The 26,930-nt window shown below is 53.0% G+C and carries 23 protein-coding genes and 17 tRNA genes; 34 read left to right on the top strand and 6 right to left on the bottom strand.

Annotated elements, in window-relative coordinates; all coding sequences use genetic code 11:
* Positions 1-4 precede the first annotated feature (4 nt).
* The 4 genes from JNE38_RS25345 (at position 5) to JNE38_RS25330 (ending at position 4,575) form a co-directional block, all read left to right on the top strand.
* Complete coding sequence (locus JNE38_RS25345; RefSeq protein WP_203353836.1) at positions 5-898, top strand: AEC family transporter; 894 nt, start codon at positions 5-7, stop codon at positions 896-898.
* Positions 899-1,055: 157 nt separating this feature from the next.
* Positions 1,056-2,726, top strand: a complete 1,671-nt coding sequence (locus JNE38_RS25340; protein WP_203353835.1) for an ABC transporter substrate-binding protein — start codon at positions 1,056-1,058, stop codon at positions 2,724-2,726.
* Positions 2,726-3,664: a nickel ABC transporter permease gene (gene nikB, locus JNE38_RS25335; protein ID WP_203353834.1), complete on the top strand. Its 939-nt coding sequence runs from the start codon at positions 2,726-2,728 to the stop codon at positions 3,662-3,664. Before JNE38_RS25340 ends, nikB begins: the two co-directional genes overlap by 1 nt.
* Before the next feature lie 2 nt (positions 3,665-3,666).
* Positions 3,667-4,575 (top strand): ABC transporter permease, encoded by a 909-nt coding sequence (locus JNE38_RS25330; protein ID WP_343071360.1) that lies wholly within the window; start codon positions 3,667-3,669, stop codon positions 4,573-4,575.
* Here JNE38_RS25330 and JNE38_RS25325 read toward each other — a convergent pair.
* Entirely contained in the window at positions 4,572-5,480 is a 909-nt protein-coding gene (locus JNE38_RS25325) for a LysR family transcriptional regulator (RefSeq protein WP_203353833.1), read from the bottom strand. The two genes, JNE38_RS25330 and JNE38_RS25325, sit on opposite strands and share 4 nt — an antisense overlap.
* Before the next feature lie 98 nt (positions 5,481-5,578).
* Here JNE38_RS25325 and JNE38_RS25320 point away from each other — a divergent pair, with 98 nt between their 5' ends.
* The 4 genes from JNE38_RS25320 (at position 5,579) to JNE38_RS25305 (ending at position 8,917) form a co-directional block, all read left to right on the top strand.
* Positions 5,579-6,583, top strand: a complete 1,005-nt coding sequence (locus JNE38_RS25320; RefSeq protein WP_203353832.1) for an ABC transporter ATP-binding protein — start codon at positions 5,579-5,581, stop codon at positions 6,581-6,583.
* Positions 6,580-7,539: an ABC transporter ATP-binding protein gene (locus tag JNE38_RS25315; protein ID WP_238933464.1), complete on the top strand. Its 960-nt coding sequence runs from the start codon at positions 6,580-6,582 to the stop codon at positions 7,537-7,539. The genes JNE38_RS25320 and JNE38_RS25315 overlap by 4 nt, the downstream gene beginning before the upstream one ends.
* 19 nt (positions 7,540-7,558) lie before the next feature.
* Complete coding sequence (locus JNE38_RS25310; protein ID WP_203353831.1) at positions 7,559-8,443, top strand: alpha/beta fold hydrolase; 885 nt, start codon at positions 7,559-7,561, stop codon at positions 8,441-8,443.
* A 141-nt stretch (positions 8,444-8,584) separates the two neighbouring features.
* Positions 8,585-8,917, top strand: coding sequence for a cupin domain-containing protein (locus JNE38_RS25305; RefSeq protein ID WP_203353830.1), 333 nt, complete (start codon positions 8,585-8,587; stop codon positions 8,915-8,917).
* 126 nt (positions 8,918-9,043) lie between these two features.
* On the opposite strand, the gene JNE38_RS25300 is transcribed toward JNE38_RS25305, so the two are convergent.
* Positions 9,044-10,291, bottom strand: coding sequence for a stalk domain-containing protein (locus JNE38_RS25300; protein ID WP_203353829.1), 1,248 nt, complete (start codon positions 10,289-10,291; stop codon positions 9,044-9,046).
* A 129-nt stretch (positions 10,292-10,420) separates the two neighbouring features.
* Between JNE38_RS25300 and JNE38_RS25295 the strand changes: the two genes are divergently transcribed.
* The 9 genes from JNE38_RS25295 (at position 10,421) to JNE38_RS25255 (ending at position 21,500) form a co-directional block, all read left to right on the top strand.
* Entirely contained in the window at positions 10,421-11,200 is a 780-nt protein-coding gene (locus tag JNE38_RS25295; RefSeq protein ID WP_203353828.1) for a hypothetical protein, read from the top strand.
* A 181-nt stretch (positions 11,201-11,381) separates the two neighbouring features.
* Complete coding sequence (locus JNE38_RS25290; protein ID WP_203353827.1) at positions 11,382-12,080, top strand: FHA domain-containing protein; 699 nt, start codon at positions 11,382-11,384, stop codon at positions 12,078-12,080.
* Positions 12,081-12,362: 282 nt separating this feature from the next.
* Positions 12,363-14,414 carry a penicillin-binding transpeptidase domain-containing protein gene (locus tag JNE38_RS25285; protein ID WP_203353826.1) on the top strand — a complete coding sequence of 684 codons (2,052 nt, stop codon included), beginning with the start codon at positions 12,363-12,365 and terminating at the stop codon, positions 14,412-14,414.
* Between the two features lie 199 nt (positions 14,415-14,613).
* The gene (locus tag JNE38_RS25280; RefSeq protein WP_203353825.1) at positions 14,614-16,638 is read left to right on the top strand and encodes a peptidoglycan D,D-transpeptidase FtsI family protein; all 2,025 of its coding nucleotides are present in this window, start codon (positions 14,614-14,616) and stop codon (positions 16,636-16,638) included.
* Between the two features lie 203 nt (positions 16,639-16,841).
* Positions 16,842-17,717, top strand: a complete 876-nt coding sequence (locus JNE38_RS25275; RefSeq protein WP_203353824.1) for a hypothetical protein — start codon at positions 16,842-16,844, stop codon at positions 17,715-17,717.
* 105 nt (positions 17,718-17,822) lie between these two features.
* On the top strand, positions 17,823-19,307 hold the full coding sequence (locus JNE38_RS25270; RefSeq protein WP_203353823.1) for a sensor histidine kinase: 1,485 nt from the start codon (positions 17,823-17,825) through the stop codon (positions 19,305-19,307).
* Positions 19,285-19,980, top strand: a complete 696-nt coding sequence (locus JNE38_RS25265; RefSeq protein ID WP_203353822.1) for a response regulator transcription factor — start codon at positions 19,285-19,287, stop codon at positions 19,978-19,980. The genes JNE38_RS25270 and JNE38_RS25265 overlap by 23 nt, the downstream gene beginning before the upstream one ends.
* Positions 19,981-20,064: 84 nt before the next feature.
* Positions 20,065-20,529 carry a SirB2 family protein gene (locus JNE38_RS25260; RefSeq protein WP_238933463.1) on the top strand — a complete coding sequence of 155 codons (465 nt, stop codon included), beginning with the start codon at positions 20,065-20,067 and terminating at the stop codon, positions 20,527-20,529.
* 86 nt (positions 20,530-20,615) lie between these two features.
* A complete protein-coding gene (locus JNE38_RS25255) occupies positions 20,616-21,500 on the top strand; it encodes a DMT family transporter (protein WP_203353821.1) in 885 nt (294 codons plus the stop codon).
* Between the two features lie 20 nt (positions 21,501-21,520).
* On the opposite strand, the gene JNE38_RS25250 is transcribed toward JNE38_RS25255, so the two are convergent.
* The 4 genes from JNE38_RS25250 to JNE38_RS25240 all read right to left on the bottom strand — a co-directional run bounded on the left by JNE38_RS25250 (position 21,521) and on the right by JNE38_RS25240 (position 24,762).
* A complete protein-coding gene (locus tag JNE38_RS25250; protein ID WP_203353820.1) occupies positions 21,521-22,237 on the bottom strand; it encodes an ArsR/SmtB family transcription factor in 717 nt (238 codons plus the stop codon).
* Positions 22,238-22,379: 142 nt separating this feature from the next.
* Positions 22,380-23,561, bottom strand: coding sequence for a methyl-accepting chemotaxis protein (locus tag JNE38_RS25245; protein WP_238933462.1), 1,182 nt, complete (start codon positions 23,559-23,561; stop codon positions 22,380-22,382).
* Positions 23,545-24,144 (bottom strand): cache domain-containing protein, encoded by a 600-nt coding sequence (locus JNE38_RS30835; protein WP_238933461.1) that lies wholly within the window; start codon positions 24,142-24,144, stop codon positions 23,545-23,547. The genes JNE38_RS25245 and JNE38_RS30835 overlap by 17 nt, the downstream gene beginning before the upstream one ends.
* 261 nt (positions 24,145-24,405) lie before the next feature.
* A complete protein-coding gene (locus JNE38_RS25240; protein WP_203353819.1) occupies positions 24,406-24,762 on the bottom strand; it encodes a group I truncated hemoglobin in 357 nt (118 codons plus the stop codon).
* A 246-nt stretch (positions 24,763-25,008) separates the two neighbouring features.
* On the opposite strand from JNE38_RS25240, the gene JNE38_RS25235 reads away from it, so the two are divergent.
* The 17 genes from JNE38_RS25235 (at position 25,009) to JNE38_RS25155 (ending at position 26,808) form a co-directional block, all read left to right on the top strand.
* Positions 25,009-25,084 (top strand) — tRNA-Ala (locus tag JNE38_RS25235).
* A gap of 35 nt (positions 25,085-25,119) precedes the next feature.
* Positions 25,120-25,195, top strand: a tRNA-Asn gene (locus tag JNE38_RS25230).
* Between the two features lie 4 nt (positions 25,196-25,199).
* Positions 25,200-25,292, top strand: a tRNA-Ser gene (locus JNE38_RS25225).
* Positions 25,293-25,311: 19 nt separating this feature from the next.
* Positions 25,312-25,388: transfer RNA gene (locus tag JNE38_RS25220), tRNA-Glu, on the top strand.
* 4 nt (positions 25,389-25,392) lie between these two features.
* Positions 25,393-25,468 (top strand) — tRNA-Val (locus JNE38_RS25215).
* Between the two features lie 26 nt (positions 25,469-25,494).
* Positions 25,495-25,571 (top strand) — tRNA-Met (locus JNE38_RS25210).
* Between the two features lie 149 nt (positions 25,572-25,720).
* A tRNA-Asp gene (locus JNE38_RS25205) sits at positions 25,721-25,797 on the top strand.
* A gap of 15 nt (positions 25,798-25,812) precedes the next feature.
* Positions 25,813-25,888: transfer RNA gene (locus JNE38_RS25200), tRNA-Thr, on the top strand.
* Positions 25,889-25,915: 27 nt separating this feature from the next.
* Positions 25,916-26,000: transfer RNA gene (locus JNE38_RS25195), tRNA-Tyr, on the top strand.
* Positions 26,001-26,013: 13 nt separating this feature from the next.
* A tRNA-Lys gene (locus tag JNE38_RS25190) sits at positions 26,014-26,089 on the top strand.
* An 84-nt stretch (positions 26,090-26,173) separates the two neighbouring features.
* Positions 26,174-26,249 (top strand) — tRNA-Gly (locus JNE38_RS25185).
* A 3-nt stretch (positions 26,250-26,252) separates the two neighbouring features.
* Positions 26,253-26,329: transfer RNA gene (locus JNE38_RS25180), tRNA-Arg, on the top strand.
* A 29-nt stretch (positions 26,330-26,358) separates the two neighbouring features.
* Positions 26,359-26,435, top strand: a tRNA-Pro gene (locus JNE38_RS25175).
* 18 nt (positions 26,436-26,453) lie between these two features.
* Positions 26,454-26,535: transfer RNA gene (locus JNE38_RS25170), tRNA-Leu, on the top strand.
* A gap of 6 nt (positions 26,536-26,541) precedes the next feature.
* Positions 26,542-26,615: transfer RNA gene (locus JNE38_RS25165), tRNA-Gly, on the top strand.
* An 8-nt stretch (positions 26,616-26,623) separates the two neighbouring features.
* Positions 26,624-26,714, top strand: a tRNA-Ser gene (locus JNE38_RS25160).
* Between the two features lie 9 nt (positions 26,715-26,723).
* A tRNA-Leu gene (locus tag JNE38_RS25155) sits at positions 26,724-26,808 on the top strand.
* Positions 26,809-26,930: the final 122 nt, after the last annotated feature.

Below are 26,930 nucleotides of genomic sequence, written 5' to 3'. Positions count from 1 at the left end.
GCGCATGATTTTTCTTCAAGTCATTCTGCCGGTCTTGCTGATTTTCCTTTCGGGATACATTCTTCAGCGCATCTTCAAGCTCGATCTCAAGCCGATCTCGACTTTGGCGATTTACATCCTGACGACTGCTCTGGTGTTCCGCACCTTTTACAAGACGGCTTTGGATCTTCAGCTCTTTTACATCGTGGTCATCTCGATGCTCCTGCTGGCAGCACTGATTCTTCTCACTCTGCTGTCCGCCAAGCTGTTCCAGTACGACAAGCAGCAGGAGAGCGCCATGATGCTGTCGACTGCATTCATGAATAGCGGGAACTACGGGACGCCGATCATTCTGTTTGCGTTTGGCGACGCCGGGTTTACGTATGCCGTGCAAATCATGGTTTTTCACTCCATCATCATGGGAGTATTCGGCGTATACTTTGCGTCGCGGGGCAAGGGAGGCGTGGGTACGGCGATCAAGGCGGTATTCAAGCAGCCCTCCAACTACGCGGTGGTTGTAGCGATCCTGTTCCAGCAATTTCAGATCGTCATCCCGGAGAGCTATTACCAGGCGATCGATCTGGTCGCGCAGGCAGCGATTCCCGTCATCATGCTGATTCTCGGGATGCAGCTGGCCAATGTGTCCTCCTCGACCTTTGAATGGCAGGAGCTTAGCGTTGCCAGTGTCATACGGCTCATCGCGTCTCCGCTCTTGGCGTATCTGATTTGCCTGTTCTTTCCGATCGACCCGCTGCTGCGCAATGTGCTGGTCATCCTGGCTGCCATGCCTTCTGCCGCGACAACGGCGATTTATGCGATTCAATTCAACATGCGGCCGCAGTTCGTATCCAGCAGTGTACTGGTTACGACCGTGATCAGTGTGGGGACGTTGACGTTTTTGCTGAATGTCTTGCATTAAATCCAAAAACAAATAAGGCGTGATCACTTTGCTGATCATGCCTTTTTTTGTTTTTTCAAATCCTCTATACCATATAGAAATGTCCAATAATCAATATTTTCAGAAAAATGATACTGTATTCATAAACCATTTTTCACACAAGCAAGGGGGCGATGATATGGGAACGACCGTATCGATCAAAAAAGTAGTCGCGTTGGTATCGCTGGCAGCTACATTGGTGGCGGGATGTGGCAATACGACCACGACCTCTACGACAGCACCAGGCGGGTCTGCAGCACCTTCGGGAGAACAGCCGGCTGCCTCCAGCACACAGCCGAAAAAAGGCGGGACCATCACCATCGGATTGAAGGACGAGCCTGATCAACTGGACATTCAAAAGACAGGGATGGCCGTCGCCAACCAAATCGCGGGGAATCTTGGCGGCGGCCTGGTCACCCAAGACCCGGAAACGCTCGAATTCAAGCCGTATTTGGCAGAGAGCTGGACGGTCTCCGAGGATGGAAAGACGTGGAGCTTCGTCATTCGCTCCGGGGTCAAGTTTCAGGATGGAAGCCCTTTGACGGCAAAGTCCTTTGCGGATACTTACCAGCGCGCGCTCAATCCCGAGACGGCGGCAAAAGTGGCAGGGAGCAATCTGTCGGAGGTAGCCTCCGTAGAAGCGCCGGATGACAAGACACTCGTCTTGAAGCTCAAGCAGCCTTTTGCTCCTCTGCTTCAGTACTTGAGTGACCCGGGCTGGCTGCAGCCGCTTTCCATGGAAGCGATCAAAAAGGCGGGAGACAAATACGGACGTCAGCCTGTGGGGGTCGGTCCCTGGAAGTTTGAAAGCTGGGAGAACGGACAGTCGATCACCTTTGTCCGCAATGAAGATTTCACGTGGGCAGACCCGATCGCCAAGAACCAAGGGCCCGTCTATCCAGACAAGCTCATCTACAAGTTTATCAACGAAAATCAGACCATGCTCGCCGCACTGGAGAGCGGTTCGATCGATATCGCTTCGAAAATCGATGCCAAGGACGTGAAGAAGTACAAGGATAATCCCAAGTACGAGGTAAAGGAAATGCTCCGCAACGGTCTCGGCCTGTTCATCATGATGAATACGAGAAAGCCGGTATTCCAGCAGTTGGAAGTCAGGCAGGCCCTGAACAAAGCGATCAACAAAGAGGCGATCATGAAGGCGGTTATCCAGGGAGAGGGCGTCGTTGCGTACGGACCGCTTCCGCCTTCCCTGTTTGGCTACGATGAAGCGGTAAAGGACTACGGCTATGCCTACAAGGTGGACGAAGCGAAAGCCTTGCTCGAAAAGGCCGGCTACCAAAAGAATGGGCAGGGCATCTATGAAAAGGACGGCAAGCCGCTGACACTGGAAATCCTGGCACAAACAGGCACGTGGGCGCAAGCGGCTCAGCTGATCCAGGCGATGCTGAAGGACATCGGAGTAGAAGTGAAAATCGTCACGCTCGAGTGGGGCGCGCTGGTTGACACGGCAACGAAAGGCAATTTCGATATGACCTTGATGGGATACACGCTGAATGATCCGGACGTCCTTTACCTGTTCCTGCACTCCAGCCAAATCGCTAACGGTCTGAACTTCAGCGCCGTCCACGACGACAAGCTGGACGGTCTCCTCGTAAAAGGAAGAACAACGGTGGACAGCGCAGCTCGCAAAGAGGTTTACAAGGAAATTCAAAAATACGTCGTGGAGCAAGCGTGGTGGGTGCCGCTCTATACGGAGAAGCAATTCAACATCGTGCGCAAGCCGGTGGAAGGAGTGCGCATGCATCCACTGCGCGGCCTGATGTATCAAGACAGCTGGGTGAATCAATAATGAGACAGTTTATCCTGCAGCGACTGGGCTCCGGATTGATTGTGCTATTGGGAATCTCCATCTTTTCCTTCGCGCTGATTCATCTGATTCCGGGCGATCCGATTCGCATCATGCTGGGGGAAAATGCGACAGCCGAACAAGTCACGGCGCTGCGAGAACAGCTGGGGCTGAATCAACCGCTCTTGACGCAGTACGTTCATTACGTATCCAATGTGCTCCAAGGGGATTTGGGGACGTCCTTCAAGACCGGGCGCCCCGTCCTCACGGAAATCATGGAGCGCTTTCCCGCTACCGTAAAACTGGCTGCCAGCGGAATGCTGCTCGCGATATTGATCGGAATTACGATGGGGATTCTCGCGGCCAGGTTCAAAGACACGCTGCTGGACTTTTCCGCGATGAGTCTGGCTACGCTAGGAGTATCGATCCCGAGCTTTTGGCTGGGAATCCTTTTGATCATGCTGTTCACCGTCAAGCTCGGATGGTTCCCCATCGCGGGAGGTACAGGCCTGATGGACCTCTTCTTGCCGGCCGTTACCCTCGGGGTGCTGGCCTCTACCGTCATCAGCCGATTGACGAGAGCAGGAATGGTCGAGGTGCTTTCGTTTGATTACATCCGCACAGCGAGGGCCAAAGGGCTGGGAGAAGGCGCCGTCCTGTTCATCCATGCGTTTCGCAATGCGATGATTCCCGTCGTGACGATCGTCGGTCTTCAGATTGCCTCGCTTTTGGGGGGCACCGTCATCATCGAGCGAGTCTTTGACTGGCCGGGTCTCGGGTCGCTTGCGATCAGTGCGATTGCTTCCCGTGATTTCCCGCTGGTCCAAGGGATCATCTTGTTCATCGGGGTCATCTTTGTCCTGATCAACATCTTGGTCGACGTCTTGTACAGTGTGATCGATCCGCGCATTGAAGTCGGAAAGATGAAGGAGGGAACGTAGCCATGAATCAAGCAAGTCCCGTTCTGCCTGCCCCTCCGCCGGTTCCTTCGCAAAAGGAAGCGAGCAAGATGACGTGGATCCGAGAAGACAGCTTTTTGGAAAAGCTGTGGCGAAATCCAAAGGCGAGGTACAGTCTGGGGATTTTGCTGGTCGTCATCGCGGTGGGGATCGTCGGTCCATGGCTGGCTCCTCACGATCCGACCCAACCGTTCTATGAGTCCCTGCTGTCTGAGCCAACCGCCGAGCATGTCCTGGGTACCGATTCGATCGGGAGAGACGTCTTGTCCAGACTGCTGCATGGAGCGAGAGTCACGCTGATGGTCGCTGTCATGGCCGTCTCGATCACGTTTTTTACAGGAACGTTCATCGGAGTGACCAGCGGCTTCGTCGGAGGTGTCGTCGATCAGGTCCTGATGAGAGTCATGGATATTTTGCTGGCCATTCCGAATATCATCATGGCGATGGCGATCGTAGCCATTCTCGGGCCTAGCCTGACCAACGCGATGATCGCAGTAGGAATCGCGGGCATTCCCAAGTACGCCAGGCTGACTCGCGGTGCCACCTTGTCCGTCAAATCATCCGGATACGTGGAAGCGAGCCGGGCTGTCGGAACCTCCCACGCAAGAATCTTGCTCTATCAAATCATGCCGAACATCATGAGCCCTTTGCTCGTCTATACCACGCTGCAGATCGGGATCGCGATCCTCGATACAGCAGCCCTCAGCTTTATCGGATTAGGAGCACAACCGCCTACTCCCGAGTGGGGAACGATGCTCAGCGAAGGAAAGGAATACATTCACGACGCCTGGTGGCTGGCGACCTTCCCTGGGATATCCATCACGATTGTCGTGTTTACCGTCAATATTTTGGGAGATGCTCTGCGCGACATTTTCGATCCAAAGTCCACCTAAACCGTTTTGACCAGAGGCGTTTTTCGATCCAATGCCCTGACTGCATGGATGAAAAATTCTACCAGATCACGGTTGCCATCGCGCAGGCAGATGATGTCGATCTTGCGCGTTAGCTGAGCGGATGGCTGCGGCGAAATCTGATACAGGAGTCTGTTGGCCAGCTCTTCGGCGATGCACAGCTCGGGAAGGAAGCTGATGCCGACTCCGCGCATGACCATCTTCTTGGCCGCTTCAAAATTGTCCACCTCCATCATGATGTGCGGGTTGATCTGATTCCGATGGTAATGGCGCTGGACCATAAGCCATTCGATCGTACCGTGAGCGAGAACGATGTGCGGCTCCTGGCCTACCATCTCCCACGTCAATTTCGAGCGGGGGATCTCGCGAAACGGGTGATGCGGGGGAACGACCAGATGGAGCGTATCGGTGTGCAGGTGGAAGGATTCGATCAACGGATGGGAAACGGTGCGAACCAGTCCGAAATCGGCTTCCTTTTTCAACACCTTGTCCATGATATAAGCAGAGGACCCTACAAGAATACGGATGTTGACTCCCGGGTATTTCTTGCGATAGATCGGGAGAATTTCCGGTAGAATATGAGTCGACATCAACAAAGTACACCCGATCGTCAGGCTTTTTTCCGCCTGGGGCTGCTCGCGCAGGGTGGAGGATATTTCCTGGTAGGCGTGCAGGATTTTTTGGGCATAGGGGAGGAATTGCTTGCCTCGTTCGGTCAGAGCGATTTGCTTGCCGTCCCGGTGAAACAGAGGGCCTTCCAGCTCCCGCTCCAGAGTCTGAATTCTGGCCGTGATGGAAGGCTGAGTCAAATAGAGCGCTTCTGCCGCCTTGTTGAAGCTGCCAAGCTGAAACGCGTACAGGAATGCCTCAATATTGTCCATGTTCATCGTAAGCTCACCCTACCCTTTCAGAATATTTGCTCTTCTGGATATGAGCAGAAGTATACCATAAATATGCAAGCGAACTTGCGGATCGGAGGTACCTGATGAATCGCCAACCGCCCGTGCTGGAGGTAAAAGGATTGACTACAGAGTTTCTGGGCCGCAAAAAGGCGGTGACGGTCGTGGATGGCATCGACTTTACGGTGCAAAAAGGGGAAACACTGGGCATTGTGGGAGAATCGGGCTGTGGGAAGAGCGTGACGTCCTTGTCGATTATGCGGCTGCTCGGAAAGAACGGGAAAGTGGTCGCGGGCCGTGTCCTGTTCGAAGGGAAGGATATCCTCCAGCTGGAAGAAAAAGAAATGCGAACGATTCGCGGCAATCGTTTGGCGATGATCTTTCAAGAGCCGATGACCTCTCTGAACCCGGTCCTCACCATCGGCAGACAAATCGGAGAAGTCCTGCAGCTCCATACCTCTCTGGGGCAAGAGGAACGCAAGCGTCGTGCCACCCGGCTGATCGAGCAGGTCGGAATTCCGCGGGCTCAAGAGATTTACGGGGAATACCCGCATCGTCTTTCCGGTGGAATGAGGCAGCGCGTGATGATCGCCATGGCGATGGCTTGTCGCCCACAGCTGCTCATAGCGGATGAACCGACGACAGCGCTGGATGTGACGATTCAGGCGCAGATGCTCGGACTGATTCGCGAGATGCGGGAAGAAACAGGCATGTCCGTGATGCTCATCACCCATGACTTGGGGGTAGTGGCGGAGATGTGCGACCGCGTGCTGGTGATGTACGCCGGGCAAGTCATCGAATCGGCAGATGTCCGTACCTTGCTGCGTCATCCCAAACACCCTTACACGCAGGGGCTGATCCGCTCTGTTCCCCAGCATTCGCGCGGCGGCAAGCGGCTGTATGCCATTGCGGGAAATGTCCCTTCGCCAGGAGAATGGCCGGCAGGGTGCCGCTTTGCTCCACGGTGCAGTGAGGCGATGCCGATCTGTCATCAGCGGCGTCCAGAGCTTTTGAACATGCCGGATGGCTCTGCATGCCGATGCTGGCTGCACGACGCGAGTGGGGCAGCAGAGGGGAGGGACCTCCATTGAACAAGACACTCCTGGAAGTAAAAGGGCTCAAGAAGCACTTCGCTTCCAAGAAAGGCTGGTTTGGGTCAGCGGAGTACGTGCAGGCTGTCAACGGCATCAGTCTGACGGTTCACGAAGGAGAGACCTTGAGCATCGTCGGCGAGTCCGGCTGCGGGAAATCGACGACAGGGCGCTGCCTTTTGCGACTCTTGAAGCCGACATCCGGAGAAATCTGGTTCCGCGGCAAAGACCTGACGAAGCTGACGGCCAAAGAAATGCGTGCCATGCGCAGCCAGCTGCAAATGGTGTTTCAGGACCCGTTTGCTACGCTGAATCCAAAGCTGACGATCCGCAAAATATTGGAGGAGCCGCTGGTCGCCCAGCAGGTGCCCAAGGAACAGCGGTCGTCCTTGATCGAGGAGACGGTCCGCATCGTCGGTCTGAATGTGTCTCATCTGGACCGCTATCCCCATCAATTTTCCGGCGGGCAGCGTCAGCGGATCGGGATCGCCAGGGCGCTCATGCTTCGGCCCCAGCTGATCGTCGCGGATGAACCGGTCTCTGCACTGGACGTGTCCATTCAATCACAAATCTTGAATCTTCTCCAGGACCTTCAGGAGCAATTCGGCATGACGTACATCTTTATTTCCCACGATCTGGGCGTGGTCGAACACATCTCCGATCGGGTGGCCGTGATGTATCTGGGCGAGATCGTCGAGCTGTCCGACAAGGCAGCCCTCTTTCAAAATCCGCTGCATCCGTATACCCGAGCGTTGATATCAGCCATACCCGTTTCCGACCCGGATGAGAAAAAGGAGCGCATCATTCTGCAAGGTGATCTGCCTTCACCTGCGAATCCTCCTGCCGGGTGCCGCTTTCATCCGCGCTGCCAATCGTGCATGGACATTTGCCGTACCGAGGTGCCAAAGGAAACGACGGTGAACGGACAAATGGTCAGGTGCCATCTGTACTCATGAGAAAAAGGAGTGACCGCGTATGTACGCACACATAAATGGAACGCGCATTTTCTTTGATGTGGAAGGAATGGGATGGGTGCCCGATGGCCCGATCCTGCGGCAAAAGCCAGTCTGCTTTGTCCTGCATGGCGGACCCGGAGGCGATCATACAGGCTACAAGCCCGGTCTGACTCCTCTGGCAGAAGAAATGCAGCTTGTCTACATTGACAATCGAGGCAGTGGACACTCCGCAAAGGGACCTCAGGAGTCGTACTCCCTGGAAAACAACGTAGAGGATATTGAGGCGCTTCGCCAGCATCTGGGACTGGAAAAAATCGTTCTGCATGGCCATTCCTACGGGGGCATGGTAGCGCAGACGTATGCTCTGCGCTACCCGGAAAATGTGGCGGGGCTGCTGCTGCTCACCACTTCGCCCAGCTATGAATTTTTGGATAAGGCGAAAAGAATCGTAGAAGAAAAAGGGACGCCGGAGATGAAGGAGATCGCGCAAGTTTTATGGGATGGAGCGTTTTCTTCCAAGGAGCAGCTCTCAAGGTTTTACGAGCTAATGGCGCCGATGTATTCCGTCACTCACAATGCCAATCCCAATGAAGAGGAACGGCGAGCAGCACTCGATGCCAGGGAGCGTTCCAATCGCTGCTACGAAGCCTTGAATGAGGGATTTGGGGGCTTTTTGAAGACCTTTGATCTGCGAGATCGGCTGCCGTCCATTACGGCACCGACTCTGGTCATGGGAGCGATGCACGACTGGATCACGCCGGCAGAAGATTCCGTGGAGATCGCCCGACTCATCCCACAGAGCGAGCTGATCATTTTTGAAAAGAGCAGTCACAGTGTGATTAAGGATGAGCATGACCATTATCTGTCCGTGGTGATCGATTTCGTCAGGAGAAGAATCCGCTGATGATAGGGCGTATTGTCCCACTTTTCTGCATCTTATGATGGCTTTGTGAGAAGATCTATCATATAGGTGTGAGGCCTGTTTTATGTATCTTCTCTCTTCGTTTGCGTATCATTACGGTATACAAAAGAGGAGAGGGTCATCATGGAAAAAGTAAACATCACGCAACATCTTTCTCAGGTACAAGGATCTTGGGGTCCCAAAATCGTTGGAGAGATCAATGGATCTGCCATCGTACTGGAAAAGCTGCGAGGAGAATTTGCTTGGCAGCAGCACGACGACAAAGATGAATTTTTGTTTGTGGTCAATGGCAGACTGCTCATGATGTACCATGAACGCAATATATGGGTCGAAGCCGGCGAGTTTATCGTCATCCCAAAAGGTGTCGCATATAAGCTGTATGTTCCCAATGGCGAATGTCAAGTCATGGCGATCGATCCAAATGTACAACAAGCGGGATTATCATGCTGTTCATAGATGCGCGAAGCTGTCAGTGTCCGGACCGACGATCGGCTGGATACTAGGCAGCTTTTTCATGCAAGAATGAAAACTCCCGTGACCCTTGAGGATCGACGGGAGTTTTTTGGTATCAGGCCAATTTCTTTACTGGAGCTGGACAGCCTCCTGCATGTTCGTCATCGCTGGCTCGCTGATCAAGCCGAGTCTCCACAAAGCAAAGCCTTTGAGGTTGTGACGCTTCGCAAGACCGATCTTTTGATTCACGGTCTGCTCGTTTTCGCTGCCCATGGAGATGCCCAGAATCAGCTTTTCCTTGGGAACCTGCGCCAGCGCCAGCTTGATGGCTTGGTCGACCCGGTTCATCGGCTCGGGCCCCTTCTCGTTTTCATAGGCGTATGCCATGATGACGAGATCATCCGCCAAGCCTCCCAGCGTGGCATAATCATAGCCCTGATAGGCTCCGTTCAGGGGGTGGAGCACCAGAGTCAGCTTGATGCCCAGCTTTTGCGATTGGCTGGCGAGGAGCTGGACAAACTCGTTGTAATCGTACTTGATCTCGGCTGCTTGGCCGTTCATGCCCAGCCCTTCAAAGTCGAGCACGATTCCTTCCATCCCTTTTTCCTCGGCTAGTGCGAGGATATTGGCAATGGCCTTTTCACGCAAGCTTTTGTCAGTTAGCAGGGTTGTCAATTCATGATTGGCATCACCGGCGAAAACCATGAGGTAGGGAGTCGTCCCACCTGATTTGGCTTCGTCGATAATCATTTCCGGTGTGGTAGAGCCGGCCGCTTTTGGCCAGTAGAAATCGTTGCCCGTAAGCGTCAGGCTGCCATCCTTGTCGATTCGGCTCCAGCCAAACGCGACCGAGTCAAAATGGGAGATCAGATCCTTTTGGGCAAAGGAAGAGATCGCGTAAAAGGCGAGACTGTACAGGTCGCGAGCTGGCGACGTAATCGAGACGGTCTTGGTCGAATCGTTCCAGCTTACCTGCGCTCCGAATTGCTCGCTGAAAAAGCGCAGGGGAATGAGGGTGCTTCCATTGGTTTCATAAGGAGCCACGGCGAGCGTAGTCGGCTGTCCGTTTACGGTGATCTGCGGGTTTTTCAAGGTCATTTTGACGGTTTTGCGGTCCTGCCCGTTTGTTTGAACGGCTGTGATCGTTTCAGTCGCTCCGTCCCATTGCACATCGACACCCATCGCTTCGGAAATGGCGCGGAAAGGCACCATGGTCGTACCTTTTACGATGACAGGAGGGGTAGGAAAGGCGAGTGGATATCCATCCAAAAGAATCGCAGTGGAAGGAGCAGCGGCTGCAGAAGTCGCCGACATACCGATCATGCTGCTTGCGCATATGGAAACGGAAAGGCAGATCTTCCAAAATCGTGTCTTCATTCGAATTCCTCGTTTTTTTAGGAGTGATTTTACATACCACTTATATCAGTTTTTCACAAATCATTGCAAGAGTTGTTTGATTCTTACAACGGTTCCTGTACAAAATCTGACAGAGGGAAGGGATGCCGAATGAGAAAGCTGGCTGCACTATTTATTTTCGTGTTACCCGTACTGATCGCGGGCTGTTCGGAACAGACAGCTGCCCCGAAGCCAGCGTTCCGCTCGTCTGACAGAACGGAAGCGAAGGCGGTGGAAAGCGGCTCTGCTGAACCAACCGAACGGTACTCTCCCGGTGAAGACAAAAAGCCCACAGAATGGATCGCGAATCGCTTGGTGGAGATTTCCCGCCGCTATTTCAGCCAGCTGGAAGAGGCCCAAAATAAGGGGCTGCCTTTTGAAGCGTTTCGGGAAAACCTGCAGCGGTACATGACAGACCGCTTCATCGAACAGGAACAGCTGGAGCAGTACTACAAAGGTGGAGAGGGACTGACGAGATTGTTTCTCATCCACTATCAGCCGGGAACGCTGAAGGCGCGTACGATCATTCTCGAGCAAACGGATAACCGGATTGTGGTGAAGACGATGCGGCTCGCAAACGATTTGAACAGCGGCTACTATGAGGTCAGCACATTGGTTTACAGCGGAGGGGACTGGCTGCTCGATGAAAAGCGTCGCGAGGATATGCCCGAGGGAGGATTCCAGCTCACCACGCAAGAAGCAGCTGCCTATTTGCAAAACGATCCGTATGCAGAAAAGCCCTTCCAGTCCGTCAAATATGTAGGAAACAAAACGCTGGCGTATTTTCACGGGGAGTTTGCTCTTTTTTACCAATTCGATTGCGACGGGGAGACGTATTATATTTCTCCGGTGGATGGGTATGTGCTGGCAGCGGATCTGAAGCATTACTAGAGGGCAGCGCTACCCTCTTCCTGTTTGTGGTAGAATGGACAGGTTCAAACGAGTAGTGTACCATGGGACTGTTCTTTGTTTTGCGTTTGATCCTCCTGATTTTCACGAGGAATCTAGCATTTTGCATGAGCATGATGGTATTTTTACATGTGAGAAGCTCTCACTTGGTTTGAGGTGATGCATGTTGGACGACAGTGTCTATATATTGATTAAAAAAGGCGATCCGGATCAGCTGCAAAAGCGGAAGTTTCTGACCAAGGACGTGTATACGATCGGACGCAGAGGTACGCAATTTGAACCGGATATTCCGTTTTCCAGCCTATACGTATCACGAAAGCATGCGGTGCTGCAAAAAATGGGCAAGCAGTTTGCGATCGCTGACTTGCAGAGCAAGCATGGAACCGAAGTGAACGGGACTGCGATTCATGACACACCGCACGTTCTGCGGCATGGTGACCATATCGTTTTAGCGAAAGGGGCAGTCGAGCTGGTCTTTTTCGCAGAAGCGAATGAGCTGGACGCGACTCGTGAATTGTCCATCCCCATTCCCAACCCTTCGGCAGAGCTGCCGGGACTGCTCATTAATCTGGAGCGGCGGGAAATTCGTCTGGATGGAAAACGGCTGCATTTGACCGGAAAAGATATGGATCTCTTGATGCTTTTATACCAGCGGGCGAATCAGGCCGTCAGCTACGAAGAAATCATGGTGCTCATCTGGCCGGAGCGGCTTTTCGGCACAGACAAAATGATCCCCGATGTCGGCAGGGCTGAAATCAATGCGCTGGTTTACCGACTCCGCAAGCGATTGGGTCGATACGGAGAGAAAGTGACGACGATACCTCGTTACGGCTATATGTGGGAAATGGAAGAAGGAGGCTAGCCAATGAAGCCTCCTTTTTTGTACAGATCAGAATGCTTCATATTTTACTGACGGAGAAGAAAGCTACCGCCCATCCGCGGGCTGTTTTTTGACTACGTCCCGAGAAGTATCTCGCTTCCTCTCCCAGGAACTGCAGTTTTCCCTCCTTCCTTCATAAATTTCCAGAATTTTCAACATCTTAACATCTCTTTCTGATGATGCTTTCACGATCGCGTGAGGATTGCTCCATATATTTTCCATTGGGCCTATATTATCTTGGGGAATGGAAGGGAGACGATCCTTGTGAAGAAAACATGGGTTTGGTTTTGGTCAGTCTTCATTGTCGTCCTGGGAGGGTTTGGCTTCGTGTATTGGAACATGTGGCAAGACAGCCCCCAGCGAGAAGGAGAAAAAGCAAAGACTGCATTTTCTACATTCACGACCCGCTGGCAATACGGTCAATTCTCCAATATGTACGAGCAGCTTTCTACTAAGACCAAACAGCAAATTACAAAAGAGCAGTTTACCCAGCGCTATCAAAATATTTATGAAGGCATTGAAGCACACAATATTTCAGTCGAACCTTTGTACAATGGGCCCGTCCAGCCAGGTGAGGATGGTACGATCAAGCTGCATTATCGACTCAGCATGGATACCTTTGTCGACCCGATCTCGTTTACGGGGAAGGCCACGCTGGTCAAAGAGAAGCAGGGCGAAGGGGAGGGCTGGTACATCTCCTGGAATCCGTCATTCCTCCTCCCTGATATGCAGGACGGAGACAAAGTCAGAGCATCTACCATCCCCCCCAAGCGAGGAGAGATCCTGGACCGTGCAGGACGACGTTTGGCTACCGACCGAGTCGTTGTCGATGTCGGGGTGAATCCAGCCGAGTGGAGTCAGCTGACCCCCGCAGGACGAAAACAGGTGAGTGACATCCTGCGTTTGGCATCTAATGAAGTGGCAGCCACCGTGCAGGCACAGTCATCGAAAAAAACGTCATTCATCCGTATAGCAACATTGTCTGATGACGATGAACGGATTTTTCAGCTTACAGGTACGAAGGGAATCGTGCTGCAAAAGAAGCAAGTGAGGTACTACCCGTATAAGGAGGCCTTGGCACATTTGATTGGCTATACTGGCTCCATCAGCGCGGAGGAATACGAGAAGAAAAAGGCGGAGGGCTATCGCTCCTCCGACAAGATCGGAAAAACGGGCCTGGAGCAAATGTATGAAAAGCGTCTGAAGGGATCAGCGGGAGGACGCATCACCATCGTGAATGCAGATGGCATGGACAAAAAGATTGTCGGGGAACGCGCTGCAAAAAATGGCGATACCTTGAAGCTTACCATCGACGCAGAGCTGCAAAAACAAATTTACGGAGAGCTGAAAAAGGAGGCGGGGGCAGCGGCGGCCATCCAGCCAAAGACAGGAGAGGTTCTCGCTCTGGTCAGCTCGCCTGCCTATGATCCCAATGACTTTGTTCTCGGGATGTCGACCGACAAGTGGAACGAGCTAAACGGAAATCCCCAAAAACCGATGCTCAATCGCTTTGCCCACAGCTTTGCGCCGGGATCCACCTTTAAGCCGATAACGGCAGCGATTGGGCTGGACATGGGGGCCATCACGCCGGATGAAGAGAAAGACATCGACGGCTTGCATTGGCAAAAGGACTCGTCCTGGGGGAACTACGAAGTCACTCGCGTCAGCGACCACCGCGCACCAGTCAATCTGCAGAAAGCACTTGTTTATTCGGACAATATTTATTTCGCGCAGGCGGCTCTCTCCATCGGGGAGGACAACTTCATGCAAAAGGCAAAGGAATTCGGCTTCCATGAATCGATTCCCATCCCTTTTCCCATAGAAAAATCAACGCTCACAAATGGCGAACAAATGAAAAATGAAATTCAACTCGCGGATTCGGGCTACGGCCAGGGGGAAGTCACGATGACACCGCTGCATCTGGCACTCGCCTACAGTGCCTTCGTGAATGACGGCAACATGATCTACCCCTTCTTGTTTCAGGAGGAGAAGCACGATCCGTATTGGAAAACGGGCGTCATGTCAAAGGAAAGCGCGAAGCTGGTGCAAAACGACCTGCTGCAAGTCATGGAAGATTCGAAGGGAACAGGGCGTGGTGCACGCGTCGCGGGTCACCGAATCGCAGGCAAGACGGGGACCGCCGAGCTCAAGCAAAAGAAAGGCGAGCTTGGACAGGAAAACGGCTGGTACGCTGCCTTTTCCGTAGACGATCCCAAGCTTTTGCTGGTGATGATGGTCGAGGACGTTCGCGGGAGAGGCGGGAGTCATGTGCTCGATTCGAAAGTGAAACGCATTTTTACCCAGGCGCTTCCGTAAATAAACAGGCTGCCTCGCGTGTCCCATGAGGCAGCCGTTCCATTTTTCAATGGCCCCTCCTTCCACAATTCCGGCTGCATCCCAGCCTGCTGATATTGGAGCATTCCACTACGCACGCATATTTCTGCAGGATCGTATGCTTCTTGATACCGAGGGCAAAGTAGAAAAAATAGAGTACTTGTGCTAGAGGAGTAAAAAGATGAACGAACCGACATTACCCCCAGAGAGAAAGAAACGAATCAATCGGCTGCAAGTAATCTACATCATGGTCTTTGTCCTGTTTGCAGCTATTGTTTTGCGCTTGGCACAGCTGCAAATCCAGCAAGGGGGCCAATACGCCAGTGAGCTGATGGTCCGTTCGTTTAAAAGGGATTCGATTCCAGCGATGCGCGGGAACATTTACGATCGCACCGGACATGTCATCGCACAGAGCCGGCCCTCGTTTCTGGTCGTTTTTCGCGAGCAGGAATCCATGGACAAAGAAGATTACATCCGCTTGCTTGAAAAGCTGGTAACCATATTGACCCAAACGGATCGATCCACACTCCTGAAGAAGATGGATGTGGGGTATGCCTACGAAAATGGGACCTACATCAGAATTCCCCGGCAAATGCCGAAATACCTGGAAAAGGAACTAAAGAGCGATCTGACGCAGCGGGAAATTGCAGAATTGGGCGAAAATCGGGGGGAGCTGCAAGGAATCGAGGTGGTGACGAAGCCGATCAGGCAATACGATCCGAGTCAGATCGCGGTTCAGACTGTGGGGTATGTCCGGCCGTATCACATCGCGGAAAACTTGGATATCCGTACCTATCGGGCTGAGAAGGAGCGGTATTTGCCCACTCAGCTTGTGGGTCTGGATGGGATCGAGCTGTCCTATGAGGATGAACTGAGAGGGATCAATGGCTACCGGCTGTACGAGGTGGCTGCGGACCAGACGGTGGTGAAGCAGATGGAAAAGGTCCTGCCGGTCAGAGGAAATGACCTCACCCTCACGATCGACCGTCGTGTCCAATCGGCGATCCGAGACTCGGTGCGGCAGTTTCTCCCCAATCTTCGTGCTACGATCCCAGAGGCCAAATACGCCAAAGGCGCCTATGTCGTTGCCATGGAAATCAAGTCAGGAAGGATCGTGGCGATGGTCAGCTACCCTGAATACGATCCGAACGTTTGGATAGAGGGGCCCGACCAGAAATTGTACGAGCAGATTCAATTTGCCGTGACAAACGGAACCATCAGGGAAGCCCCATACGACGCTCGTCCATTGACGGGAGAGGCAGCGATTGCAGAAAATGACAAGCACCCTCGCTCTATCGTGCCCTCAGGTTCCGTCATCAAGCCTATCACAGTCTTGCTCGGCTTGCAGGAAGGGATCATCGGGCCGAACGATCAATGGCAAGACCCGGGGGTGTATCAATACGGCAGGGGATCTGACCGGATCAAAAATGACAATGGTCACGTGTACGGCATGCTCACTCCGGAAAAGGCGATCCAGAAATCCTCCAATACGTATATGGCCAGGATCGGTGAAGAGCTGTCCAAGCGAAAGGGAAGAGCATCTGCATCCTTGCTGCAATCTTACTATCATGCGTTCGGCCTGGGGATTCAAACAGGTGTGGATCTGCCGAATGAAAGCACTGGAAAAGAAGACTATCTGGTGATGAATGAAAATTATGGCCCACTCGCAGCGATGGTCCAAGCCTCGTTCGGGCAGCAGATTCGGGCGACTGCCATGCAGCTGGCCCAGTATACAGCGACCCTCGCAAACAAGGGGGTCCGCCTGCAGCCGCAATTGGTAGAAAAGATCACGAGTCCCGACGGCAAGGTCATCCGGCCGTTCACCCCACGTGTCCTCGGCACATTCCCTCACCCGGATGCTTACTGGGACATCCTGACGCGCGGAATGGTCATGGTCACGCAGCCTGGGGGTACGGCTATTCGGGCATTTGAGGGACTTCCCTATTCCGTGGCTGCCAAAACGGGTACGTCCGAGCAAGACATTTACGTACCTGTGACGACAACGGACGCCAAGACAGGTAAGAAAAAGACGCATTGGAAGAGGCACGCCCGAATTACAAACGGCGTCAGCATCTCGTTTGCGCCGGTAAATCGCCCCAAATTGGCTGTCGCCGTGGTCGTTCCGGAAGGCGGCTATGGCGGGCGTTCTGCAGCCGTCATTACACGGGCTGTGTACGAAGCGTACGAGAAGTATATCGGATTGTAAGACTTTCCCAAAAGAAACGAAGAGAGTCAGCAGGACTTGGTCGCCATGATCAGGGAGGGCTGGCTCTTTCTTATTTCCTGCAGCATCCCTTTAAACTTTAGACTTTTTTTAGAATGGTTTTAGAGCCCTTTTAGAGCTCGCAGCTATCCTTGATCTTGTGAGCGCGAGAACGAGGCGCCAATTCAAAAAGGCGGTGAATGACAGTGAAGAAAAAATGGTGGGTATTGGGAACGAGTTTGGGACTAGGTGCCGTATTGCTGTGGGGAGCAGGCTTGCCCGTGCAGGCTGACGACTCGGGAGTGGCTGTCTATCAGTCGGCGATGAAACAGATGAAGGCGGAATCCAGCCTGACCGCACATGTCAAACTGGATCTGATCGACAACGGGAAGCCATTGTTCACCATGTCCAGCGTGGCAAAGGTAGATCGTGAGAAGCAGGAGGCTAGCGTGTCCGGATCGTGGGAGGATCTGGTTGGCGATCAAACAGAGGACTTCCAGGTTTTTCGCGAGGACGGTAAAGTCATCTTCAAGAAAGCGGAGAGCGACACATTCAGCGTTTTCGAGCAAAAGGGGTGGGGGAAAAAGCGTTTTGAAGGCGTTTCCGGAGAGCCTCCTGTGATCGTCGAGCAGGTGCGCAACATCATGCTGGGAAATATTCGGGAGCACACGGCCGTGGAAACGATGCCTGACGGAAGCAAGCAGGTCAGCCTGCAGGTAGCCGAACAGGAACTGCCTGCATTCGCAAACAAAGCAGCGACGATGTTTTTCACCAAAATGGCGGAGCATGCGCAGGATGCCGCATCCGGCAAGCACCTCCCGGCAAGCCTGCCACAGTTGCAGCAGGATATCCGTGTAGAGCGGCTGAAGCTGAACGCCACGATTGACAGGAACAACCGGATTGAGCGACAATCCGCCGAAATTCACGTGGCAGGGAGCGATGCGGCAGGGAAAGAGCACCAGCTGACCTTGAAGCTGGATGTTACCCTGAGTGATCTTTCCCAAACGCAGGTGGAACACGTCGACCTGACAGGCAAGAAAGTGGAGCACGTCGAAGGCTGGCATCGTCCTGCATGGAAGTAACCTCTTGCCAGATGAAGTGAGCGGATGGCAGGGGTATAGTATAATGCTTTGTACAGCACCATGCGGAAAAATGTGGAAGACTCTTCGACGATAAGGAGAATGCCTATGTCCATCAAGACGAGACTCTTGCTTTCCTATATCGCCATGATCATCGTGCCAGTCGTCCTGTTTGGCCTGACGGCATCGACGCTGGCATCTGTCTTTTTTGGTGAACAGGCGCGGTTCGGCAATGAGGGTGGCAGATCTCCTATCTGGAATATGTTTAATGAACGCAGCGAAGTGTTTGCTGGGGTGAAGTTCATGGCGCAGCACGATCCGGACCGTTTGCTGGATCAAAGCCTCCTGACAAGCGTGGATCGCCAGCTCGTGCCTTTGAAATCGGCTCTCGTTCTGGTGAAAGACGGTCGGGTGGCATTCGCGTCTGAATCCATTCAAAAGACCGAAGTGGAGCGGCTTTTACAAGGATCCTTGGGCAGCGAAAAGAAACGCTGGATCGGGCAGGATGGGTACGCGATCGAGTCGGTCGATCTGACATTCAGCGACTCGAGTGCAGGAACCGCCTATTTTCTGTTCGACCCCAAGCCATGGTTTGCCACCGGGAGATATTTTGTCCTGTCGATGGTTCTGTCGCTCCTGGTGATCATCGGCCTTACCAACGGCGTGCTGACGTATCTGGTCTCGCGCAGCATCATCAAGCCTTTGCATGCTCTCAAGCGGGTGGCAGAAGACATCAAGGAAGGAAATCTGGAGCGTTCCTTCCGGTTGAATCGAAAGGATGAGCTGGGAGAGCTGGGGGACGCCTTCGAAGAAATGCGGGGACGACTTCACGATTCGATCCACCGGCAGCTTCAGTACGAGGAGAGTCGCAAGGAGCTGATCGCCAGCATCTCCCATGATCTGAAGACGCCGATCACCGGAATTCAGGCGTGTGTGCAGGCCATGAGGGATGGAATCGCGGACACGGAGGCCAAGCGGGAAAAATACGTGAAAATGATCGGGATCAAGTCGGAGCAAATGGATCGATTGATCGACGAGCTCTTCCTGTATTCCCGGCTGGATGAAAAGAAGCTCCCTTTTCATTGGGAAGAGCTAGATGTGGCAGCTTTCCTCAAAGAGTTTGTGGAGGAGCTGCGGCTCGATCCGAGGATGGAATACATCCGGGTGAGCTGCTCCTCTGAGGGACACATGCCCTCTTTGCTGGTCATGGCCGACCGGGAAAAGCTGGCGAGGGTGTTCATGAATGTGATTGACAATAGTCTGAAGCACCTGGACAAACCCGAAAAGAATATCCGGACCTGGCTCTCCTTTGACAGCGAGATGGTGACGATCAGCATCGAGGATAACGGATCGGGCATTGATCCGCAGGCGCTTCCGTACATTTTTGATCGCTTTTATCGGGTAGATCCCTCGCGCAATGCAGCGACAGGCGGGAGTGGATTGGGGCTGGCCATTGTGAAGCAGATTGTGGAGGGGCACGGAGGCACAGTCGCGGCGACAAGCCAGCTGGGAGTGGGCACGGTCTTACAGATTGCATTGCCGCGACTATCGAGCAAGGAGGGGAACGAACATGAGGCGCATCCTGATCATTGAAGATGATCCAGTCATTGCAGAAGTGGAGAAGGATTATTTGGAAGCGAGCGGATACGCCGTGGAAGTGGCGATGACCGGGGATATCGGGCTGCAAAAGGCGTTGTCTGACGAGTTGGACCTCATCATTCTGGATTTGATGCTGCCGGGAGTCGATGGCTTCGAAATCTGCAAAAGGGTGCGCGAAGCCAAAAACATTCCCATCCTTCTCGTCTCCGCCAAAAAAGAGGATATCGATAAAATCCGTGGTCTCGGGCTTGGCGCGGACGATCACATCAGCAAGCCGTTCAGCTTGGGGGAGCTGGTCGCCCGGGTGAGGGCACATCTATCCCGCTATGACCGTCTGCTTGCAGACAACTCGCGGAAGCTGCCGACAGACGAAATCAAAATCCGGGGACTTCGCATCGATAAGCTGGCGAGGAAAGTGTTTGTAAACGGAAAAGAAACAGCGCTGACAAGCAAGGAGTACGATTTGCTGCTGTTCCTGGCGACCCATCCCAACTGGGTATTTAGCAAGAATGAGCTGTTCGAAAAAATATGGGGCTTGGATGCTTACGGGGACAACGCTACAGTGACCGTCCATGTGAGCAAGCTGCGGGAAAAAATCGAAACGGATCCATCTCATCCCCAATATATCGAGACGATCTGGGGAGTCGGCTATCGTTTTCAGCTTTAATGACTCGGGCAAATACGGCACGTAGGCTTCGCTGCGTGCCTCTTTAGGCATGCCGATTTTAGGCAGCATTTACAGGAGGTGAACTTGATCGATGAGGAATATCAGTATGACGCAAAAGAAGTGGCTGCTGCTGCTTCACCTGATCTTTTCCGCCATCATGCTGGGGGAGCGGTCATTTTTCTGGTCCTGAGCATTGTCGCGGCGACCACCGATGACCCACATGTATTCCAGGCCTGCTATACCGTCATGCATGCTCTTTCCAAAACCTCGGTTCGCGCATCGACCATCGGCACGCTGGTGACGGGGATCCTGCTTTCGGCTTTGACGCATTGGGGCTTCCTGCGCTATCACTGGATTATCGCGAAGGAAGTGCTTTCTGTCGTCACCATTGTTCTCGGTCCGGTCGGCATGTACGTGTGGACCGCGGGAGCATTGGCGGGACAAAATCAAGGGATGCTGTGGGGCGGGATCATCCTGCAAGTTCTGGCATTGGCAGCTATTTTTCTGCTCTCCGTCTTTAAGCCGTGGGGCAAACGATTACCCAGTTAAGGTTTCTTTCATGCTTCGTCTCCCATCGAAATAACCATCAGGTATGATGAGGGTAACACCGGATAGGGAAGATGGGAGAGGAAAACATGAATCGAATCGGGTTTGCCATTCTGGTCGTGGTCACAACGTCACTGATGGGGTCGTCTTTTGCAGTCGGGAAGATGGGGCTAGCCTATTATTCTCCGCTGCTTCTCGTTGGCTTTCGCTTTACCATAGCAGGGCTGCTCATGGCACTCTGGGTGCGGAAAAAGCCGATGCCGGCGACAGTGAGTGAATGGGGAAAAGTAGGTTTGATCGGCTTTTTGCAAACAGCTGCTGTCATGGGCTGCATCTTTCTCAGCTTGCGCACGATTACTGCAGGGGAGTCTTCGATATTGACGTTCATGAATCCGCTCCTCGTGGTCGTCTGGGGAACGATCTTCCTCGGAATGAAATACCGGCTTGCGCAGTGGGCGGGAGTGTTGATCGGAATTGCCGGAGTGTTTATCACACTCGGGTTTCACCTGCAATGGGAGACGGGTACCCTATTCGGAATAGGCTCAGCCGTATCCTGGTCGATTGCGACGATCCTGGTGAAAAAGTGGGGCGTCCATTTCAATGTATGGGTGATGACGGCTTACCAGATGCTCTTTGGAGGATTGGTTTTGCTCGTGATGGGGATCACTCTGGAAACGCCCAAAATGATCATCACCCCGGCAGCGGTTTTCATCGTGCTATGGCTGGCCATCATGGCGTCCATTGTTCAATTTGCCACGTGGTTTTACCTGTTGAGTCAGGGTGATCCCGGGCGGACCAGCGCATTTTTGTTCTTGGCCCCGTTTTTTGGGGTGCTCTCCGGCTGGCTCCTGCTGGATGAGGTCGTGAAATGGCATGTGTATGCAGGAGGGCTGCTCATTTTTATCGGGATTTTTCTCGTAAACTGGACGTTCGCCGCCAAAAAGCAGTCGCAATTGCCAGCGACAAGCACCTGACAATTGCGACGAGGAGCTGCTCAGCGAACGGCTTCTTTCGGCGGGGGAATCGGTACCCCGAACTGTTCGGTCAGTCCCGTTTCACCTGCAGGTGTGAGGCGTACAGCTCGGCAATCAGGCATACGCTCAATCCAGCCGAGCTCAAACAGCCGCTTGGTCAATGAGGCCCCGAGGACGCCAGCGAGGTGGTGCCGGCGTTCACTCCAGTCCAGGCAAGGCCGGGCAAAGCGACGCCGGCTTTTGGGGCTGAAATGGAGATCGACGCCGAGCTTCCCGAGCTTATCTTTGCCGGCTTCGGTCAGCACAAAGTCCTGATCGATCTCTTCGATCAATTGCAAGGCGAGCAGCCGATCCGTCAGCGCCACGCCAACTTCACCGGCTAAATGGTCATAGCAGGTGCGAGCGTAACGCATCGCCCGTACCTGATCCGATTCACGCAATGAACGGATGGGCTTGGGAGTCGCGATAGCGAGCAGCGCTTCGATAGCATGTGCCACTTCTGCATTCGCGAGCCGGTAGTATCTGTGCCGTCCGTAAGACTCGTTCACCAAAAGGCCACCTTCGACCAGCTTGGACAGATGAGCGCTGGCCGTTTGGGGAGTAATGCGGGCAGCTCGAGCAAGCTCACTGGCAGGCAGCGCTTTGCCGCCTAACAGGCTCAGCAGCATGGCTACGCGGGACGGTTCTCCGATCAGGGATGCGACTTCGCTTACATTGGGGCTGGAACTGGAACTCATTGACGTTCGACCTCCTCTTTTCATTCATGGTTCGATCATAAGCGAATCATGGATGTCGTGCAAGGGAGAGGGAATAAAAAAAACGCTGCTTCCCGTGTCACATCGACTGGAAAGCAGCGTTTTTGCTTTTTACCTTCAAGAATTACACTTTAAATTGCTGTACCAGTGCTTGCAGGTCCTCCGCCATGTTGGACAGGGAGGCTGCAGAAGAAGAGATCTCCTCCATCGAAGCGAGCTGTTCTTCGGCTGCTGCAGAGACGTTTTGGGTACCAAAGGCAGTCGATGCGGCTGTTTGCGCAATGACGTCGATGGAGTGGACGACCTGCTCGGCTCCTTGGTTCATGAGCGAGGTGGCAGCTGTCACTTCTTGGATCTGCTGCACAACCTCCTGGATTCCGCGCAAAATTTCATGGAAGGACTGACCTGCGACGTTGACCACTTCGATCCCGGCGGCGACTTCCGTAGTTGTGGATTCCATGGCGCCGACTGCTTGATTCGTATCGACCTGGATCGCTGCGATCAGTTCGGTAATTTGTTTCGTGGATTGGGCAGACTGTTCGGCGAGCTTGCGAACCTCATCAGCGACGACGGCAAATCCACGGCCATGCTCACCTGCGCGCGCCGCCTCGATCGCCGCGTTCAAGGCTAGCAGGTTGGTTTGTTCCGCGATGGTGGTAATGACCCCTACGATGTTGCTGATCTCGGCGGAGCGCTGACCGAGCAGCTTGATGGAGGCAGCCAGACCCGTCACGGTATGATTGATGGAGCTCATTTGTGTGATGGCTGTTCCGATCGCTTGATTGCCGCCTGCGACGATGCGAGATGCTTCTTCGACAGTAGCGGATACCTGCTCCGTATTCGCGGCGATCTGTTGCAGGCGAGCCGACATGCTTGTTACGGTTTTGGAGGCATCGTCTACGGTACGAGCCTGTTCATCTGAGCCGCTCGCCACTTCTTGCATCGTGACGGCGATCTGTTCCGTCGCTTTGCTCGTCTGCTCGGCGCTTGCGGTCAATTGCTCCGAGGTAGCGGCAACATGCTCTGCACTCGCACCTACTCGCTGGATCAAATCGCGGAGGTTGTCGGTCATCGCATTGAAGTCATTGGCGAGCTGTCCGATCTCATCGCGGCTTTTCACCGCAATTTTTTCCGCCGTCAGATCTCCTGCTGCCACGCGCTGTACGGATACGGCCATGGCCGTGACCGGCTTGGAAATCCGGTTGGCGAACATCCAAGAGACAGCTATGCCGATGAGGAGGAATACGCCCAAAAAGAGGAGCAGGTTGTACAGAACCATTTTGGCGGGCTTATTGAAGTCCTCCATATACGTCCCGGCACAAGATGATCCAGCCCCAGTGTGGATCCTGCTTGGCGTACGTGATTTTCGGAGCCAGCACATTCGGATCATGCGCGGAGGCCCATTGGTATTGGGTAAAGCCGCCGCCGTTGATTGCTTTTCCGATGATTTCTTGTGTGAAAAGTGTTCCATCCGGTCCTTTGGCATCCCAGGATTCCTTGCCCTCCATCTTGGGGGAGGCCAGCATGGAGCCCTTGTCGCTCAAAACAAAGATGTAGCCATTCTCACCAACATCGATGCTTTTGTTGATCGTGCGAGTGCCATCGGATTGCTTGGGCCCTAGAATGTGCGACTTCACTTGCTCTTGGGCTTCTTCCACGCTGATTTTACCCTGGTCGACATAGGTTTGGAGAGAATCAATCAGTTCGATGGTAAAATTCACGTTGTTTTTGAGGGAGCGCGCACCGAGTTCATTCAGGTTGTTATTTGCTGATAAATAACCCTGAATGCCAATGATTAAGCTTGGTATGGCTAACAATAATAAACACATCAGGACGAGCTTGGAGCGTAAAGAGTGGGCAGAGCCCCGTTTGCTTGCTTTCTTTTTCATGAATGACACCTACCTTGCTGCATTATAAGAGGAATGGGAGTATAAAGAATATATCGACAATACAGAATGGAATTTGAAGTCCGAAAATTTTTGCTATATATGGAAATGTCTGTGATGGCAGGGGGAAGCCGCCTTTGGTAGAGGGAGACGCTATCCAGGCAGCTTTCTTCAGGTGGGGAAACGTCATTCTAGCTGCGAAGGACACGCAGCACTACTCGTGGGAAAAAGGGACGAAGGTACGAAATGCCGGAGGAATCGAATCTATTTGTACAAAATATCGTCCTTCAATGACCCGACTCTGGTTAGCGCGAAGTCAATATCTTCTTCGCTGACACCAAAGTGGGAAAGGGCAGCGTGCAAGTGCCTGACGATGGCATCAAAATGCTCGGGCTGCAGATTCATCCCTGTGTGAACCTTTGACATGGCCTGTCCGGTATATTGGTTAGGGCCGCCGAGGGCGTAGCTGATGAACTTTGTTTGATGCCTTCGTTGTTTCTCCATATCCGTGTTTTGAAAAAAATGGTTCACCGTTTCATCGGCTAAAACTAAGTCATAAAAGTAGTCCACGACTTTGGAAATGGTTTCTTCCCCGCCATACTTTTCATAAAACGTGCTCATGCAGTCCTCCTTGGTGTATCGACTTCTCTATCACTATTCCACAACAGGTGGAAAATTATGAAGGGGGAGCTGCGTCCGAGCAGGACATAAAACAGGCACTTCTATCATTTGGCATGTCATGGAGTCAAGCAAATTCAAATTAAGTCTTGTAATTCAATAAAAAACCTGCTAACATTCTAATTCCGTGAGGGTGAAACAAGCTGGTGCTCAGACACCCCTTCCCTTCATGTGATAAGTTGTTCTCATGGGGCTGTAGCTCAGTTGGGAGAGCGCCTGCCTTGCAAGCAGGAGGTCATCGGTTCGATCCCGTTCAGCTCCACCATTACCTTTCATTGCTTCGGTTGATGATTACATTGTTCCTCGGTAGCTCAGTTGGTAGAGCAATCGGCTGTTAACCGATCGGTCGGCGGTTCGAGTCCGTCCCGAGGAGCCATTATGGATGGATGTCCGAGTGGCCGAAGGAGCACGATTGGAAATCGTGTAGGCGGGGTTGACCCGTCTCGTGGGTTCAAATCCCACTCCATCCGCCATAACGTATTTAACATGAATGGCCCGTTGGTGAAGCGGTTTAACACAGCAGCCTTTCACGCTGTCATACAGGGGTTCGAATCCCCTACGGGTCACCATCATGGAGGCTTAGCTCAGCTGGGAGAGCATCTGCCTTACAAGCAGAGGGTCGGCGGTTCGATCCCGTCAGCCTCCACCATAAATACTGACCGAAAAGGTCCCTGTCGCGGGATGGAGCAGCTCGGTAGCTCGTCGGGCTCATAACCCGAAGGTCGCAGGTTCAAATCCTGCTCCCGCAACCAAATTATTCACTTGAACTACGTCGAATGTACATCTTGCTCAAGTGAGATGGGAGTACCCGTAGGGTGCAACCAATTTTCTTCCTTGTACATCCTCGGATAAGCGTCGAGTTCAAGGAGGATGGGAGTATCCGTAGGATGCAGCCAAATATGGAGCTGTGGTGAAGTTGGAGTTCACGCCGGTCTGTCACACCGGAGGTCGCGGGTTCGAGTCCCGTCAGCTCCGCCATTCCTAAAGTAGAATGCCGGTATAGCTCAATTGGTAGAGCACCTGACTTGTAATCAGGGGGTTGTGGGTTCAAGTCCTATTGCCGGCACCATGAAATACCTCAAAAAGTGAAGAAGCTGGGGAGATAGCGAAGTGGCTAAACGCGGCAGACTGTAAATCTGCTCCCTCTGGGTTCGGCGGTTCGAATCCGTCTCTCCCCACCAATTTTCTTGTTGAGAGCCATTAGCTCAGTTGGTAGAGCATCTGACTTTTAATCAGAGGGTCGAAGGTTCGAGTCCTTCATGGCTCACCAGTTTTTTTATCCCCATGATGGGAAGCGTGCTACTGGAACACATTCCGAGCACCTTTCGGGGACCACACAACTACAAAGCAGTATGCGGACGTAGCTCAATTGGTAGAGCGTCGCCTTGCCAAGGCGAAGGTCGAGGGTTCGAGACCCTTCGTCCGCTCCATATGTGCCCTTAGCTCAGCTGGATAGAGCGTTTGACTACGAATCAAAAGGTCGGGAGTTCGAATCTCTCAGGGCACGCCATTTTTCATCCAAAGTGAAAAGGATACAATCGGGAAGTAGCTCAGCTTGGTAGAGTACTTGGCTTGGGACCAAGGGGTCGCAGGTTCGAATCCTGTCTTCCCGACCATTTTTTATGATTAGATATGCCGGTGTGGCGGAATGGCAGACGCGCGCGACTCAAAATCGTGAGGGAAACCGTGGGGGTTCAAGTCCCTTCACCGGCACCAAAATTTGCGGGTGTAGTTCAATGGTAGAACTCCAGCCTTCCAAGCTGGTCGCGTGGGTTCGATTCCCATCACCCGCTCCATATATTGTGGAGAGTTACCCAAGAGGCCGAAGGGGACGGTTTGCTAAACCGTTAGTATGCGCAAGCGTAGCGAGGGTTCGAATCCCTCACTCTCCGCCATTTAATTTTGCGGTCGTGGTGGAATTGGCAGACACACCATCTTGAGGGGGTGGCGGGGCGACCCGTGCGAGTTCGAGTCTCGCCGACCGCACCATGAAAATTTTAAGTAATACTAAAAACCTCTTGATCTCCACTAGAAAACATGCTATATTATAAATCTGCCCGCTAAACATCGTAGAGTGGCAGTGAAAAACTTCAAGCAAGCTTAAAAAAAGT

It is taken from the genome of Brevibacillus choshinensis (assembly GCF_016811915.1).
In the GTDB taxonomy this organism is placed as follows: Bacteria; Bacillota; Bacilli; order Brevibacillales; family Brevibacillaceae; genus Brevibacillus; species Brevibacillus choshinensis_A.
Note: the sequence above shows the minus strand (reverse complement) of the source record. Positions and strands in the feature narration are given on the sequence as shown.